This window comes from Thermomonospora cellulosilytica, assembly GCF_014138835.1.
Classification (GTDB): domain Bacteria; phylum Actinomycetota; class Actinomycetes; order Streptosporangiales; family Streptosporangiaceae; genus Thermomonospora; species Thermomonospora amylolytica.
Map to the genome: position 1 here is coordinate 1,513,349 of NZ_JACJII010000001.1, position 13,906 is coordinate 1,527,254.

Below are 13,906 nucleotides of genomic sequence, written 5' to 3' on the forward strand. Positions count from 1 at the left end.
CTTACCTAAGTTCACAAGGAGCGTTCTGTGCTGACCAGGGAAGAACTGCACGAGTCGCTGACCCAGGTGCTCGGGGAACAGGTCGACCCGCACGACAACCTGATCGAGCTGGGCATGGACTCGATCCGGCTGATGAGCCTGACCGGGCGGCTGCGCAAGCGCGGCATCGAGGTGGCGTTCGCCGAGCTGGCCGAACGGCCCACCCTGGCGCAGTGGTGGGAGCTGCTGGCCGAGCGCGGCGCCATCGAGCCCGCGCCCGAGGCCGAGGCCGCCGAGCCCGAGACCGCCGAACCCGACGGGCCGTTCCCGCTGGCCCTGATGCAGCACGCCTACTGGATCGGCCGTGACAGCGAGCAGTCCCTCGGCTCGGTCGCCGCGCACCTGTACGTCGAGCTGGACGGCCGCGCCATCGACCCCGAACGGCTGGAGAGCGCCGTCCGCGCGCTGGTCGACCGGCACCCCATGCTGCGCGTCGCGGTGAACGACGACGGCACCCAGCGGATCCTCCCCGAGCGGCCCGGCCCCGCGATCACGGTGAACGACCTGCGTTCGGCCGCCGACCCCGACGCCGGGCTGGAGCGGATCCGGCAGGAGATGTCCCTGCAGCGGCTGCCGATCGAGACCGGCCGGGTCTTCGACCTGCGGCTCAGCCTGCTGCCGTCCGGGAGCACCCGGCTGCACCTGGACGTGGACATGGTCGCCGCCGACGCGATGAGCTACCGCACGATGCTGGCCGACCTCGCCGCGCTCTACTCCGGCGAGACCCTGCCGCCCATCGGCTACAGCTACGCCCGCTACCTGGCCGCCGACCCGCGCGCCGAGGCCCGCGAACGCGACCGCGCCTGGTGGGCCGAACGCCTCGACGACCTGCCCGGCCCGCCCGAGCTCCCGGTCGTCCCCCGGCCCGGCAACCGGGTCGTCCGCAAGCACCACTGGCTGTCGGCGGAGGGCAAGCGGAACCTCGTCGCCCGCGCCCACCGCGAGGGCGTCACCCCCGCGATGGCGCTGGCCACGATCTTCGCCGAGGTGATCGGCGCATGGTCGGCCACCCCGCGCTTCCTGCTGAACCTGCCGCTGTTCCACCGCCAGCCGGTGCACCCGGACGTGGACCTGCTGGTCGGCGACTTCACCGGGTCGATCCTGCTGGAGGTCGACCTGACCGAGGACCTGCCGTTCGTGGAACGCGCCCGCCGGGTCCAGGCCGGACTGCACACCGCCGGCGCGCACAGCGACTACTCCGGCCTGGAGGTGCTGCGCGACCTGTCCCGCAAACAGGGCGAGCAGGTGCTGGCCCCGATCGTCTACACCAGCGCGCTCAACCTGGGCGAGCTGTTCGGCGACCGGGTGCGCGAGCTGTTCGGCGAGCCCGCGTGGATCATCTCCCAGGGCCCGCAGGTGCTGCTGGACGCCCAGGTCACCGAGGTCTCCGGCGGGCTGCTGCTGAACTGGGACGTGCGCGAGCCGGCGTTCCCCGAGGGCGTGGCGGACGCCATGTTCGCCGCCTACACCGACGCGATCACCCGGCTCGGCGCGCCCGACGCCGACTGGACCGAGCCGCTGCGCGTCCAGGCATCCCCGGCGCAGCTCGAGGTCCGGCGGCGGCTGAACGAGTCGCGGCCGCCGTCTCCCCGGACGCTGATCGAAGGCTTCTTCGACAACGCCCGGCGCACTCCCGGCGCCCCCGCCCTGCTGTGGGGCGACGAGGGCGCGCTGACCTACGGCGAGCTGGCCGACCGCGCCCTGCGCATCGCCGGTCACCTGGCCGGGCAGGGCGTGCGCCCCGGCGACCGGGTGTCGATCGAGCTGCCGAAGGGCCCGGACCAGGCCGTCGCGGCGCTGGGGGTGCTCGCCGCCGGAGCCGCGTACGTGCCGATCAGCCCCGAGCAGCCGCCCGCCCGCCGCGCCAAGATCGTCAAGGTGGCCGCGCCCGCCGCCGCGCTGACCCCGGACGAGCTCGCGCGGGCCCTCGGCGACGCCGCGTTCGCGACCAGGGCCCCCGGCGCCGCCGACACCCTGGGGCGGCCCGGCGCCGAGCCCCTGGCGGCTCCGGTGACGGTGGATCCCGAGCAGGTCGCGTACGTGCTGTTCACCTCCGGATCGACCGGGGAGCCCAAGGGCGTCGAGGTCTCGCACCGGGCGGCGATGAACACCATCAGCGACCTGGTCGAGCGGTTCTCGCTGGGGGCCTCCGACGTGTCGCTGGGCGTGTCGGCGCTGGACTTCGACCTGTCGGTGTTCGACATGTTCGCGCCGTGGACGGCCGGGGGCGCGGTGGCGCTTCCGGTCGAGGAGGAGCGCAAGGACGCCGCCCGCTGGGCCGAGCTGGTGCGGCGCCGGTCGGTGACCGTGCTCAACTGCGTTCCGTCCGTGCTGGAGATGCTGCTGCACGCCGGCGGCGACGTCGCGGGTTCCCGGCCCCTGCCTTTGCGGCTGGTGCTGCTGGGCGGCGACTGGGTCGGCACCCACCTGCCCGGCCTGCTGGCCGAACGCGCCCCGGGCTGCCGGTTCGTGGCGCTCGGCGGGACCACCGAGACCGCCATCCACTCCACCGTGCAGGAGGTCGCCGGCGAGGTCCCCGAGGACTGGCGGGCCGTCCCGTACGGGGTACCGCTGCGCGGGGTCGCCTGCCGGGTGGTGGACGAGCTGGGCCGCGACCGGCCCGACTGGGTGCCCGGCGAGCTGTGGATCGGCGGGCACGGCGTCGCGGACGGCTACTGCGGCGACCCCGAGCGCACCGCCGACCGCTTCGTCGTGCACGAGGGCGTCCGCTGGTACCGGACCGGCGACATGGCCCGCTACCGGCCGGACGGGACGCTGGAGTTCCTCGGCCGCCGTGACCACCAGGTCAAGATCCGCGGTTTCCGCATCGAGCTCGGCGAGATCGAGGCCGCCCTGGAGTCCCACTCCTCGGTGAGCCGCGCCGTCGCCCTGGTCGCCGGGTCCAAGCTTGCCGCGGTTGTGGTGCCCGCCGGGTCCGGCGGCGTGGACGCCGACGAGCTGCGGGCGCACGCGGCCGAGCACCTGCCGCCGCACATGGTCCCCGAACTCCTCGTCCCGGTGGACTCCCTGCCGCTCACCGCCAACGGCAAGGTCGACCGCAAGGCCCTCACCGCCCTGGCCGCCGCCGAGGCCGGGGAGGGCACCGGCTACGTCGAGCCCCGCACCGCGCTGGAGAAGGTCGTCGCCCGCACCATCGGCGAGGTCCTGAACGTCGAACGGGTCGGCGCCGACGACGACTTCTTCGCCCTGGGCGGCGACTCCGTCCTGGCCACCGGCGTCATCGCCCGCCTCCGCGAGGCCCTGGACACCACGGCCCTGCCGGTCCGCGTCATCTTCAACCAGCGCACCGTGGCCCGCATCGCCGAACGCTTCACCGAGCTCGACACCGAGCCCGGCCGCCTGGAGGCCGTCGCCGACATCTACCTCACCGTCGCCGACATGACCGAGGAAGAGGTCGAGGCCCACCTGTCCAACGCCCCCTGACCCCGCGGGTCCGGGACGCCCGGACCCGCACCGGAGACCGGCGGGGTGCGCCCGACCCTCCTCCTTCGGGCGCACCCCGTTCGTTCCTGTCGGCAGCGGCGGTCATGATGTCGGGGTGGACGCCGCCGAGGTGCTGCAGCGGGTCGAGAAGACGTTCCGCGCACATGCCGATCCGGGCCGGGCCGAGCCCATGGCGGCCTACATGAAGGGCCGTTTCCCGTTCCTGGGCATCGCGACGCCGCAACGGCGTGCGCTGACCCGCCAGGTGCTCGCCGGCCTGTCCCGCCCCACCGAGGCCGACCTGCGCACGGTTGCGGAGGGCTGCTGGTCGTTGCCGGAGCGGGAGTTCCAGTACTTCGCGTGCGACGTGCTGATCCGCTACGCGGCGATCCCCTCCGCGGGCTTCGTGGGAACGCTGCGGGAGCTCCTCACCACCAAGCCGTGGTGGGACACCGTCGACCCGCTCGCGACCCGCGTCGTCGGCGAACTGGTGCGCCGCGAGCCCGCCCTGACCACGGTCATGGACGAATGGGCGGCGGGCACGGACCCGTGGCTGATCCGCACCGCCCTCCTGCACCAGCTCACCTACAAGGAGTCCACCGACCGGGAGCGCCTCTTCCGCTACTGCCGCATGCGCGCCGACCATCCGGACTTCTTCGTCCGCAAGGCCATCGGCTGGGCGCTCCGCCAGTACGCCGGGGTCGCCCCGGACGCCGTTCGCGCCTTCGTCGCCGCCAACGAGGACGCACTCTCCCCCCTGTCCAGACGCGAGGCCCTGAAGAACCTCGTCTAAGCCCCTTCCCACGCTGCGGGTGTGTTTCCCTGCCTAGGGCTGCTGTGGGTTTTCAGCGGTGCCGCCGGACATGGCGGCGCATTCCGTCCACCTTCTGACGGAAGACCTCCGGAGTGACGATCGGAGTGCCGCGCCATGGTGACAGCGAGAGCAGATCGATGTCGTTGCTGACGACCAGTAAGGCCCCCACCTCGGCGGCCAGATCCAGGATCAGGTTGTCTTCATGGTCGGAGCAGTCGTGCACCGTGCGAGGCGGGTCGACCACCTCGCCCCCGCTCTGTTCGGCTATCGCGGTCAGCGCCGCCAGATATGCGTCGATCGGCTCCTGCTCCCACTTGAACAGCTGTGACAGGACCCGTTCGACGTTCAGCAGAATGTGCGGAGAGAGCCACAGCGAGAACTCGGCCGCATCGTTGGCGATGCCCACGCAGTCGGCCGAGGCGTTGCCGGACGTGGGCGGAGGCGATGGCCATGAGCGGAACGGGCTGTTCCCGCAGGCGGCCGCCGTCACCAGGACGTTGACGTCGTAGACGACGGGGGTCGGCATGGTCAGGACTCGTCCTTGCCCTTCAGGAACTCCCGGACCTTGGCGGGAACGTCGGCCGGCTCGATGCCGAGTTCGGCGGTGCGCCGCTGGCCGTATGCCTGAAGGTCGCGCAACTGCTCGGCGATCATGATCGACTTCATGACGCGGTAGGTGGCGCGGAGATACGCCGACCGGTTGCCGTCGCCGAAGTAGTCGACGAGCTCATCGAGGATGGGCCGTTCCTCGGGCTGGACGGAGAATCCCAGAGTCTGCGCCTGGGACCTGCCGTGGCCGCGTCTGGGCTTGGCCTTGCGCCCCTTGGTGTCTGCTGGCATATGACAAGTATGACTTCAGAGGCAACTAGTTGCACTTGAGTCCGGCGGGTGGCGGTCCTGGCTTCTCCGCGGACGGCCCTCAGCCGGTTTCGGGCTCGGGGGTGAGGGTGGCGGAGCGGAGGGTGGTGAGGCTCAGGGCCAGGACGAGGGCCAGGGCGGAGCTGACGGCGCCGTAGAGGACGATGGCGTCGCCGGGGGCCAGGTAGCGGCCCAGGGCTCCGGCGCCCAGGGAGCCCACGGCCTCGCCGCCGGTCTCCTGGGCCGACCACAGGGCGTTGACGCGGCCCAGGTAGCCGTCGGGGGTGTGGGTCTGGATGAGGCCGTACCGGAGGATCTCCTCGATGGAGGCGACGAAGCCGTAGCCGAAGAGGATCGCCACGGCCAGGGCGGGGTGCCGGGCCAGGCCGAGGCAGGCCAGGGTGGCGAAACCGGCGACGGAGGCGATCAGCAGGGCGCGGCCGGGGGTGCGCAGGCCGCCGGTCCAGCCGCTGGTGACGGAGGCCAGGACGGCGCCGCAGGCGGGGGCGGCGTACAGCAGGCCGACCGTGGTGGGGCCGCCGCCGAGCCGGCCGGTGGCGAACGCGGGCATCAGCACGGGGATCCCACCGGCGATCATGAAGAGGGCGCCCAGCAGCATCAGCGCGCCGACGACGCGGTGACCGGTCACGAAGCGCAGGCCGGAGCCGATCGCCTTGAGCGGGTTCTCGTGGGTCTCGGCTGCGGGCCGCAGCTCGGGCAGGGCGGTCAGCAGGTGCAGGGTGCCGAGGGTGCCGAGCGCGGCGGCGGCGTAGTTCCAGCCGACGCCGAACGCCGACACGACCAGGCCGCCGACCGCCGGGGACAGCATCGAGCCGAGCCGTACGGTCAGCGCGTTCAACGCCCCGGCCGCCACCAGCTTGTCGGAGCCGACCAGGGCGGGCGTGGCGGCCAGCAGCGCGGTGACGCTGACGCCGGTGGCCAGGCCGTCCCAGGCGGCCAGCACGTACAGGGCGGCCAGCGACGGGGAGGGCAGGAAGGCGTTCAGCGTCAGCAGCGCGAACCCGATCCCGGCGGCGGTCCGGGCGCGCAGCATCAGCCGCCGCCGGTCGTGCCGGTCGGCCAGCACCCCGCCCCACAGGAACCCCGCCAGCAGCGCGAATCCGCCGGCCGCCGACACCGCCCCGACGTGCAGCGTGGAGCGGGTCATCTCGTGGACCTGGACCGGCAGCGCCACCATCAGCATCCCGATGCCGACCACCGAGACCGTACGGGCGATGAAGACGTTGCGGAACGGGCGGCTGGTCCGCAGCGGGCTGATGTCCATGGCCAGTCGTCGCGGCACGGGGTTCTCCTCGGGCGGGGGAGTAGCTAAGGTTAGCCTAGCCTTACTGACCTTGATCCAGGGAGAGGCCGACCGTGCGTCGCATCCTGATGAACGGAAAGATCCACCGCGCCACCGTCACCCAGGCGGACCTGCACTACGTGGGCTCGCTGACGATCGACGCGGACCTGATGGCCGCGGCCGACATCGTCGAGGGCGAGCAGGTGCACGTCGTCGACATCACCAACGGGGCCCGGCTGGTCACCTACGCCATCACCGGCGAGGCGGGCAGCGGGGTGATCGGCATCAACGGCGCCGCGGCCCGGCTGGTGCAGCCCGGCGACCTGGTGATCATCATCTCCTACGCCGCCGTCGACGAGCAGGAGCGCCGTTCCCACCGGCCGCGCGTGGTGCACGTGGACGGCGACAACCGCATCGTGGCGCTCGGCAGCGACCCGGCCGAGCCCGTCCCCGGCGCCGAGGCCCAGCTCGCGGGGCGGTGAGCGATGGACGGATTCACCCCCTGGCCTGAGGATTTCGCCGCCCGCTACATCGCCGAGGGCTACTGGAGCGACCGGCTGCTCGGCGACGTGCTGCGCGGCGACCCGGCCAAGACCGCGCTGATCGCCGGCGACCAGCGGCTCACCTACGCCGAACTGGACGAGCGCGCGGAACGGACCGCCGCCGGGTTCCACCGGCTCGGCGTCCGGCGCGGTGACCGGGTGGTCGTGCAGATGCCCAACACCGCCTCGTTCGTCGTGGTCTTCCTGGCGCTGGTGCGGCTGGGCGCGGCGCCGGTGCTGGCGCTGCCCGCGCACCGGCACAGCGAGATCGGCTACCTGTGCGAGCTGTCGCAGGCCAGGGCGTACGTGATCGCCGACCGGCACGGCGGCTTCGACTACCGCGAGCTGGCCCGTGCGCTGGACGTCGAGCACGTGGTCGTGGACGGCGACGCCGCCGAGTTCACCGCCCTGGCGTCGCTGGACGCCGACCCGGTGGCCTACGAGCGGCCCGACCCCGCCGACGTGGGCGTGTTCCTGCTGTCCGGCGGGACGACCGGCCTGCCGAAGCTGATCCCGCGGACCCACCGCGACTACGTCTACAACCTGGAGGCCAGCGCCGAGGTCTGCGGCTGGTCCGCCGACATGGTCTACCTGGTGGTGCTGCCGGCCGCGCACAACTTCGCGCTGGCCTGCCCCGGCATCCTCGGCACGTTCGCCGTGGGCGGCACCGTCGTGCTCGCCCCGTCCGGCTCCCCCGACGAGGCGTTCGGGCTGATCGAACGCGAACGCGCCACGCACTGCGCCGTCGTCCCGCCGATCGCGCTGCTGTGGCTGGACGCGGCCACCTGGTCGGACGAGGACCTGTCGTCCCTGCGGCTGCTGCAGGTCGGCGGCGCCAAGCTCGCCGCCGGGCCCGCCGCCCAGATCCCCAAGGTCCTCGGCTGCGCGCTGCAGCAGGTCTTCGGCATGGCGGAGGGCCTGCTCAACTACACCCGCCTGGACGACCCCGCCGAACTCGTCGAGACCACCCAGGGCCGCCCCCTGTCCCCGGCCGACGAGATCCGCATCGTGGACCCCGACACCGGCGAGCCCGTCCCGGACGGCGAGGTCGGCGAACTGCTCACCCGGGGCCCCTACACGCTGCGCGGCTACTACCGGGCGCCCGAGCACAACGCCCGCTCGTTCACCCCCGACGGCTTCTACCGGACGGGCGACCTGGTCCGGCGGCTGCCGTCCGGCCACCTGGTGGTCGAGGGCCGCGCCAAGGACCAGATCAACCGGGGCGGCGAGAAGATCGCCGCCGAGGAGCTGGAGGGCCACCTGCTCGCCCACCTGTCCGTCCACGACGCGGCGGTCGTCGGCATGCCCGACCCGGTCATGGGCGAACGCACCTGCGCGTTCCTCGTCGTCCGCGGCGAGCCCCCCACGCTCCGCGAGCTCAAGGAGTTCCTCCGCGACCGCGGCGTGGCCGACTACAAGTGGCCCGACCGCATCGAGGTCGTCGACTCGTTCCCCCGCACCCCGGTCGGCAAGATCTCCAAGAAGGAACTCGCCGCCCGCCTCACCTGACAGATGTCCCTGCGCCGAGGTGCCGAGCGGAGAGGGTCCATGGCGGGCCTCGTCGTAGCGGGACCGGTCTTCAGGCGACCGCGTCGTCGGCCACCAGGCACCGAGTCCGCCGCGGCGGACTCATGCCGGGGTGCGACGTGGACATCGCCGGCGCCGGTGAACGCGCACCGGCGGCGGTCGGGGAGATGATCTCCTCGACCGCCGCCGGCCCCGAGACCGGCGAGCGTTCCTCGTCGGTCATGGTGCGGGTCGCTCAGGGGCGCTGGCCGGGCCGGTCGACGATCCCCGAGGCGAGCCGGGCGGACGCGTCCGTGACCCCGGCGCGGACGGGCACCGATGGCGTGTTCGCCCGCCGCTGTCGCGGCGAGGGGGAGTGGTCCCGCGTCACCAGGTTCCGATGGCCGCGGTACTCGTAGGTGCGCGGTCACGCGTTCGGAGGCGCCGTGCCGCCGGTGTCGATCCGGGCGGGCGGCGTTCGTATGAAGGGTGAGCCGTCGCCATGTCGAGGAGAGGACCCCTTCATGTCGTTCAACGCGGAAGAGATCGCCTACCTGCGGTCGCAGTCGCTCGCGCGGCTGGCCACGCTCGGGGACGGCGGGCAGCCGGACGTGGTGCCGGTGGCGTTCGAGTTCGACGGGACGTGCCTGTGGGTGGGCGGCGTCGGGGAGGCGGTGCTGCGGACCCGCAAGTTCCGCAACGTGCTGGCGGGGAACCGCAAGGTCGCGCTGGTGATCGACGACATGGTGTCGTTCGAGCCGTTCATCGCCAGGGCGATCCGCGTGTACGGGGAGGCCGAGGGGCCGGTGGAACGCACGGGAATGGTCGGCCCCGGCCTCTACCTGCGGATCACCCCCACCGTCTCGTGGAGCTGGAACATGGCAGCCGAGCCCGTGGGCGAGACCTGGTACAAACCCCGCCGTGCGGTGCACCGGCCCCAGGCCGGGCAGTGAGCCCGCTTTGCGCACCCACGCCACCCCGGTCTGACTCCGAATAGACGCCGAGACCGGCGTCCAGGACTTGGCCGAACGCCGGGGCGGGTCAGATGGGGTCCCAGGGGGTGGACTCGTAGAGGGTTCTCATTTCCTTGAGGATGTCGGGGCGGGCGGGGATGGGCGTTCCGTTGACGCGGGCCACCGGGGTTATGCCGGTGGAGTTGGTCAGGAAGACGGTGTCGCCGGAGGCCAGGTCGGTGAGGTGGATCCGCCTGCGTTCGGCGGGGGTGCCGTTGGCGGCCAGGGCCCGGTTCAGCAGTTGCATGGTGATGCCCTCCAGCACGGGGGCGTCGGGCCAGACGACGGTGTCGCCGACGTGGAGGGCGATGTTGGCGATGGTGGTCTCGGAGACCATGCCGGCGGAGTCGACGAACAGGGCGTCGTCGAAGCCCGCGCGCTCAGCCTCGGCCTTGTGATGGAGCTGGGCGAACGTTCCGGTGTGCTTGATGTGGGCGAACGGCCGCCCGTACGTCACGGAACGCAGCCTCTGCGGAGCCTCGGGAGCCGGCTGCGGCGGGCGCACCGCCACCAGGATCCTGGGACGGTCGCCCGCCATGAAGACCTGGGCGCGGACCGTCGCGTCGGGGATGCCGTCCAGCGCGTGGCGGAGATGGGCGCGGACCCGGTCGCGGTCCACGGGGACGCCGAACAGTTCGCGGTTGGCCGTGTCCAGACGCTCCAGGTGCAGCGCCAGACCTCGTACGGAGCCGCCCCTGACCTGCATCGACGTGAAGTGGCCATGGTTGACCAGGGCGGTGTGCGCCAGGTCCTCGGCCTCGGCGGGACGGCCGTCGATCTCGATGCGCCACAGGGGTGGGAGGCTCATGCCCGGCACCCTAGCCACGGGGCCCGGCCGCTCATGACGTGGGGGAACCACAGCCGGGCGGCGTCCGTACTGGGCGGCGCGCAGCGCTCCGGCCCACCGCCGGCTCCCGCCCCGTGCACGCGGCACCCGCACCACCGGGATGATCATTTCCGCACGTCAACAGCGTTCGATTCCCTCATACACGAGATCGCCGAGGGCATCGAGCGTATCCGCATCGACCCACCACGGCAGATGCTCCAAGGCGATCCGCATCACGGTCGCCGTCTCCCGCGCGGCCGGCCGTTCGAGCCAGTCCCGCAGCGGATCGGCCCAGGACTCGCCCCAGGGGTCCTCGGCGGTCGCGTACGCCAGGCAGACCACCCGCTCGCGGAGGCGCTCGCCGTCCTCGGCGTTCAGCACGGACTCCCAGACGAGCCCCGGCACCCGCTCGTCGGCCCGGGCGGCGGCCGCCAGGATCCGGAGCACGGCGCGCCGCCGCTCCGGGTCCTCATCCAGCAGGTCGCACCACCCCGCCACACCGGTCCGGGCCAGCGCCCTGGCGCACGCCCGGAGCCACCGGTCGGGCCAGACCCCGAAGCAGGTGTCGACCGGACCCCGGTCGGCGGTCTCCGCGATGAGCACCAGCAGGTGCAGCACACCGTCGCGCGCCGCGGTCCGCCGGTCCTGTGCCAACCTGACCAGGAACGGAACGGCCGCCGGAGTCGCGTCCCGCACGGCGCGGCAGTCGTTCAGGTCGTGCCACGGGACCAGGCGATCCTCGAGCTCGCGCAGGACCCCGGCCCCGGACCGCCACAGCGTCCGCAGCAGCTCGGGCACCTTGCCCGTGTCGCCGCGGCAGTCCAGCAGGCGGTCCCAGCCGACGTCGTCCAGGCCCGCGAGCGGCGCTGCGCCCTCCATGGCAGGAGTATGGACGGCGGTCGATGGGGGTGGCTACTTAGGTCGCGGCGTGAGGGCCGGTCGGCCGCTGTGGTGCGGCCCGTGCACCGGTCAGGGTGGCGGCATGGGTGCTGAGAAGTTCGCCGCAGACGGGACCCGGGTCGGGCCGGGGAAGGGCGTACGGCTGCTGGTGTGGGGCGGGTTCCCGGTGGCCGGAGCGGTGTGCGGCGGGGTGCTGTGGGCGCTGGCCGACTGGCTGGAGGAGCTGCGGTGGAAGCCGATGCGGCCGCTGTTCAAGCTGCTCGACGCGCTGTCCGAGCCGGTCGGGCTGGTCGGGTTCGCGGTGCTCGGCGTGCTGGCGGGCGGGGTGGTCGCGCTGCTGGCCGAGAGCGAGTACGTCACGGTGGACGTGTCGGATGACGAGGTGGTCTGCACCCGGGACGGCAAGGCCCGGACCCTGGAACGCCAGGCGATCAGCGGGGTGTTCGTGGACGACGGGCGGCTGGTGTTCCTCGGGCACGGGGCCGAGGAGCTCGCCGTCTACTCCCGCCGTGAGGGCGCGGACCTGCCCGGCGCCGAACGGCTCGCCGCCGCGCTCCAGGCCCACGGCTACCCCTGGCTGCCCGACGGCGACCCGCACCGCAACGAGTACCGCCGCTGGGTCCCCGGCCTCCCCGGTCTGCCGGAAGGTGCCAACGAGTTGCTGCAGGCCAGGGAACGCGCCCTGCGCGACGGCGACAAGGAGGAGATCGCCCAGCTCCGCGGCGAGCTGGCCCGCCTCGGCGTCGTCGTCCGCGACGACGGGAACAAGCGCCAGTTCTGCCGCCCGGCCCGTCCCCGCCTCGACGCCTAACGCCCGGTGCGCACGATCTCCCGTTCCCACCGGTCGGGCGGCTGGACGTGCAGCCGCCAGTAGTGCGCGGCGATGAGGTCCGGATCGAAGTCGGTGCCCGGCGCGACGGGACCGTCCACGGTCACCATCGCCACATGCACCCCGGCGGCTGCCCAACGGGTACCGCCTGTACGACCCGGCGGACGTGGCCAGGGTCCGGCACATCCGCCGGCTGCTGTCGGCGGGCCTGCCCACCGCCGCCATCGCCCGGGTGCTGGACTGCGTCCGCGATGACGGCGGGAGGCCGGTGCCCTCGGGGTGCCCGGGCCTGATCGACCAGTTGCGCCGGGAGCTGCACCGGGTGGGCGAGACGATCGAACGGCTCGAGGAGTCCCGGCGCGCGCTCGGCGGACTGCTCGCCGAGGCGCTGGAGCGGGCGTGACCCGTCAGCGCGAACGGACCACGTACGGGGCGACGCTGGAGAGCTTCTCGCAGGTCTCCTCGTACTCGCGGTCGGGGGTGGAGCCGGTGACGATGCCCGCGCCCGCGCGCAGCCAGGCCCGGCCGCCGGAGCTGTAGAGGGCGCGCAGCACCAGGGCGGCGTCCAGCGACCCGTCGTGGGAGAGGGTCAGGACGGCGCCCGAGTACAGGCCGCGGGGCTCGTCGAGGCGGGTGATGGCGTCGACGGCCTCGGGCTTGGGGATGCCGGAGGCGGTGACGGCGGGGAACAGCGCCTCGAACGCGTCCCACGGCGAGCGGCCCGGCGCGAGGCGGCCGTGGACGCTGGAGCCCAGGTGCTGGACGCTGCCGCGCTCCTTGATGGTCATGAAGCCGGTGACCTGCACGGTGTCGGGGTCGCAGACCCCGTACAGCTCCTCCTGGGAGGTGCGCACCGACACGGCGTGCTCGAAGATCTCCTTGGGGTCGCTCTCCAGTTCGCGCCGCCGGGCGGTGTCGGCGTCCGCGCCGAGCCCGAACGCGCGGGTCCCGGCGAGCGGCTGGGTCATCACCCTGCCGTCGGCGCAGACCTGGGCGACCACCTCGGGGCTGAACCCGGTGGCCTGGAAGCCGTCCAGGTCCAGCAGGAACGAGCGGGCCGGGGTGTTGGCGGCGCGGCCGTTCAGGAACGTTCCCAGCACGTCGACGGGGAAGCCGATCGGCAGCCGCCGGGACACGATGACCTTCTGGTAGAGGCCCGCGCCGATCTCCTCCAGGGCCTTGGCGACCCGTTCCCGGTAGTCGTCGGCGACCCGCACGTCCACCGGGGCCGGGGCGGGCACGGGGTAGGGGGTGGTGTCCGCCAGGAGCTTGCCGACCTGCTCGACCTCCACCGAGTCCACGCCGGTCACCACGGCGTGGCCGGCCTCGATGCGGACCTCGGCGCGCGGGACGACCAGGTGCGCCAGCCGCTGCCCGGGCGCCGCGGCCTGCGGGCAGGAGAACTCGAACGCCACCCAGCCGTAGGCGTTCCACGCGGGCCAGGGGGCCTCGGCGAACGCGTCCCGCAGCGCGGCGGCGGGCCGTCCGGTCCAGGGGCGCGCGGTCTCGGCGCCGTCGGCCCAGCGGGTGCGGACCGTGCCGGGCTCCAGGATCACCTCGCCGAGCACGCCGCCCGCGAACGTCCAGGTTCCGGGCCGTTCGTAGACGACATGGCCGGCGAACAGGCCCGACCCCGCCAGCCTGGCGATCGCCTGCAGGGGGTCGGATGCGACCTCGACCACCAGTTCCGTGCGGATCTCATCCGTGCGCACACCGAAGGACACGACCTCAACCCATCCTCTGCCGGATCGGACGGCTCCGATCAACTTAGGTAAGGCTAACCTTGTGTCATTTTCGTAGGCAAGGCTAACCTAACCAGGCGTTGTCCGATC

At 73.0% G+C, this 13,906-nt stretch carries 15 protein-coding genes; 7 read left to right on the forward strand and 8 right to left on the reverse strand.

Features of this window, described 5'->3' with window-relative positions; genetic code table 11:
• Positions 1–27 precede the first annotated feature (27 nt).
• Together HNR21_RS07380 and HNR21_RS07385 are read left to right on the forward strand one after the other, a co-directional pair.
• On the forward strand, positions 28–3,483 hold the full coding sequence (locus HNR21_RS07380) for a non-ribosomal peptide synthetase (RefSeq protein WP_182704577.1): 3,456 nt from the start codon (positions 28–30) through the stop codon (positions 3,481–3,483).
• Positions 3,484–3,598: 115 nt separating this feature from the next.
• Complete coding sequence (locus HNR21_RS07385; protein WP_182704578.1) at positions 3,599–4,276, forward strand: DNA alkylation repair protein; 678 nt, start codon at positions 3,599–3,601, stop codon at positions 4,274–4,276.
• A 52-nt stretch (positions 4,277–4,328) separates the two neighbouring features.
• On the opposite strand, the gene HNR21_RS07390 is transcribed toward HNR21_RS07385, so the two are convergent.
• From HNR21_RS07390 to entS, 3 genes are all read right to left on the reverse strand, one after another.
• Positions 4,329–4,823, reverse strand: a complete 495-nt coding sequence (locus HNR21_RS07390; protein ID WP_182704579.1) for a PIN domain-containing protein — start codon at positions 4,821–4,823, stop codon at positions 4,329–4,331.
• Positions 4,824–4,825: 2 nt separating this feature from the next.
• A complete protein-coding gene (locus HNR21_RS07395) occupies positions 4,826–5,137 on the reverse strand; it encodes a hypothetical protein (RefSeq protein WP_182704580.1) in 312 nt (103 codons plus the stop codon).
• 79 nt (positions 5,138–5,216) lie between these two features.
• On the reverse strand, positions 5,217–6,458 hold the full coding sequence (gene entS, locus HNR21_RS07400) for an enterobactin transporter EntS (protein WP_182704581.1): 1,242 nt from the start codon (positions 6,456–6,458) through the stop codon (positions 5,217–5,219).
• Positions 6,459–6,532: 74 nt separating this feature from the next.
• Between entS and panD the strand changes: the two genes are divergently transcribed.
• Positions 6,533–6,940 (forward strand): aspartate 1-decarboxylase, encoded by a 408-nt coding sequence (gene panD, locus HNR21_RS07405; protein ID WP_119726664.1) that lies wholly within the window; start codon positions 6,533–6,535, stop codon positions 6,938–6,940.
• Between the two features lie 3 nt (positions 6,941–6,943).
• Positions 6,944–8,509 (forward strand): (2,3-dihydroxybenzoyl)adenylate synthase, encoded by a 1,566-nt coding sequence (locus HNR21_RS07410; protein WP_182704582.1) that lies wholly within the window; start codon positions 6,944–6,946, stop codon positions 8,507–8,509.
• Positions 8,510–8,579: 70 nt separating this feature from the next.
• Here the strand turns inward: HNR21_RS07410 and HNR21_RS07415 are convergent, their stop codons facing one another.
• Positions 8,580–8,750 carry a hypothetical protein gene (locus HNR21_RS07415; protein WP_182704583.1) on the reverse strand — a complete coding sequence of 57 codons (171 nt, stop codon included), beginning with the start codon at positions 8,748–8,750 and terminating at the stop codon, positions 8,580–8,582.
• 280 nt (positions 8,751–9,030) lie between these two features.
• On the opposite strand from HNR21_RS07415, the gene HNR21_RS07420 reads away from it, so the two are divergent.
• Positions 9,031–9,459, forward strand: coding sequence for a PPOX class F420-dependent oxidoreductase (locus tag HNR21_RS07420; protein ID WP_182704584.1), 429 nt, complete (start codon positions 9,031–9,033; stop codon positions 9,457–9,459).
• An 88-nt stretch (positions 9,460–9,547) separates the two neighbouring features.
• Here HNR21_RS07420 and HNR21_RS07425 read toward each other — a convergent pair whose 3' ends face one another.
• Positions 9,548–10,327, reverse strand: a complete 780-nt coding sequence (locus HNR21_RS07425) for an aminotransferase class IV (protein ID WP_182704585.1) — start codon at positions 10,325–10,327, stop codon at positions 9,548–9,550.
• A 156-nt stretch (positions 10,328–10,483) separates the two neighbouring features.
• A complete protein-coding gene (locus HNR21_RS07430) occupies positions 10,484–11,224 on the reverse strand; it encodes a hypothetical protein (protein ID WP_182704586.1) in 741 nt (246 codons plus the stop codon).
• A 103-nt stretch (positions 11,225–11,327) separates the two neighbouring features.
• On the opposite strand from HNR21_RS07430, the gene HNR21_RS07435 reads away from it, so the two are divergent.
• Complete coding sequence (locus tag HNR21_RS07435) at positions 11,328–12,056, forward strand: YqeB family protein (protein WP_182704587.1); 729 nt, start codon at positions 11,328–11,330, stop codon at positions 12,054–12,056.
• Here the strand turns inward: HNR21_RS07435 and HNR21_RS35915 are convergent.
• Positions 12,053–12,184 carry a hypothetical protein gene (locus tag HNR21_RS35915; RefSeq protein ID WP_281402029.1) on the reverse strand — a complete coding sequence of 44 codons (132 nt, stop codon included), beginning with the start codon at positions 12,182–12,184 and terminating at the stop codon, positions 12,053–12,055. The two genes, HNR21_RS07435 and HNR21_RS35915, sit on opposite strands and share 4 nt — an antisense overlap.
• Before the next feature lie 56 nt (positions 12,185–12,240).
• Between HNR21_RS35915 and HNR21_RS07445 the strand changes: the two genes are divergently transcribed.
• Positions 12,241–12,477 (forward strand): MerR family transcriptional regulator, encoded by a 237-nt coding sequence (locus HNR21_RS07445; protein WP_312880896.1) that lies wholly within the window; start codon positions 12,241–12,243, stop codon positions 12,475–12,477.
• 4 nt (positions 12,478–12,481) lie between these two features.
• Here HNR21_RS07445 and HNR21_RS07450 read toward each other — a convergent pair whose 3' ends face one another.
• Positions 12,482–13,798 carry a salicylate synthase gene (locus HNR21_RS07450; protein WP_119726671.1) on the reverse strand — a complete coding sequence of 439 codons (1,317 nt, stop codon included), beginning with the start codon at positions 13,796–13,798 and terminating at the stop codon, positions 12,482–12,484.
• Between the last annotated feature and the right edge of the window lie 108 nt (positions 13,799–13,906).

Bases quoted from the DNA above. Each gene is read 5' to 3' on its own strand.
- HNR21_RS07390 (WP_182704579.1), bottom strand. From the start codon at position 4,823: ATGCCGACCCCCGTCGTCTACGACGTCAACGTCCTGGTGACGGCGGCC.
- HNR21_RS07395 (WP_182704580.1), bottom strand. From the start codon at position 5,137: ATGCCAGCAGACACCAAGGGGCGCAAGGCCAAGCCCAGACGCGGCCAC.
- HNR21_RS07410 (WP_182704582.1), top strand. From the start codon at position 6,944: ATGGACGGATTCACCCCCTGGCCTGAGGATTTCGCCGCCCGCTACATC.
- HNR21_RS07415 (WP_182704583.1), bottom strand. From the start codon at position 8,750: ATGACCGACGAGGAACGCTCGCCGGTCTCGGGGCCGGCGGCGGTCGAG.
- HNR21_RS07420 (WP_182704584.1), top strand. From the start codon at position 9,031: ATGTCGTTCAACGCGGAAGAGATCGCCTACCTGCGGTCGCAGTCGCTC.
- HNR21_RS07425 (WP_182704585.1), bottom strand. From the start codon at position 10,327: ATGAGCCTCCCACCCCTGTGGCGCATCGAGATCGACGGCCGTCCCGCC.
- HNR21_RS07430 (WP_182704586.1), bottom strand. From the start codon at position 11,224: ATGGAGGGCGCAGCGCCGCTCGCGGGCCTGGACGACGTCGGCTGGGAC.
- HNR21_RS07435 (WP_182704587.1), top strand. From the start codon at position 11,328: ATGGGTGCTGAGAAGTTCGCCGCAGACGGGACCCGGGTCGGGCCGGGG.
- HNR21_RS35915 (WP_281402029.1), bottom strand. From the start codon at position 12,184: ATGGTGACCGTGGACGGTCCCGTCGCGCCGGGCACCGACTTCGATCCG.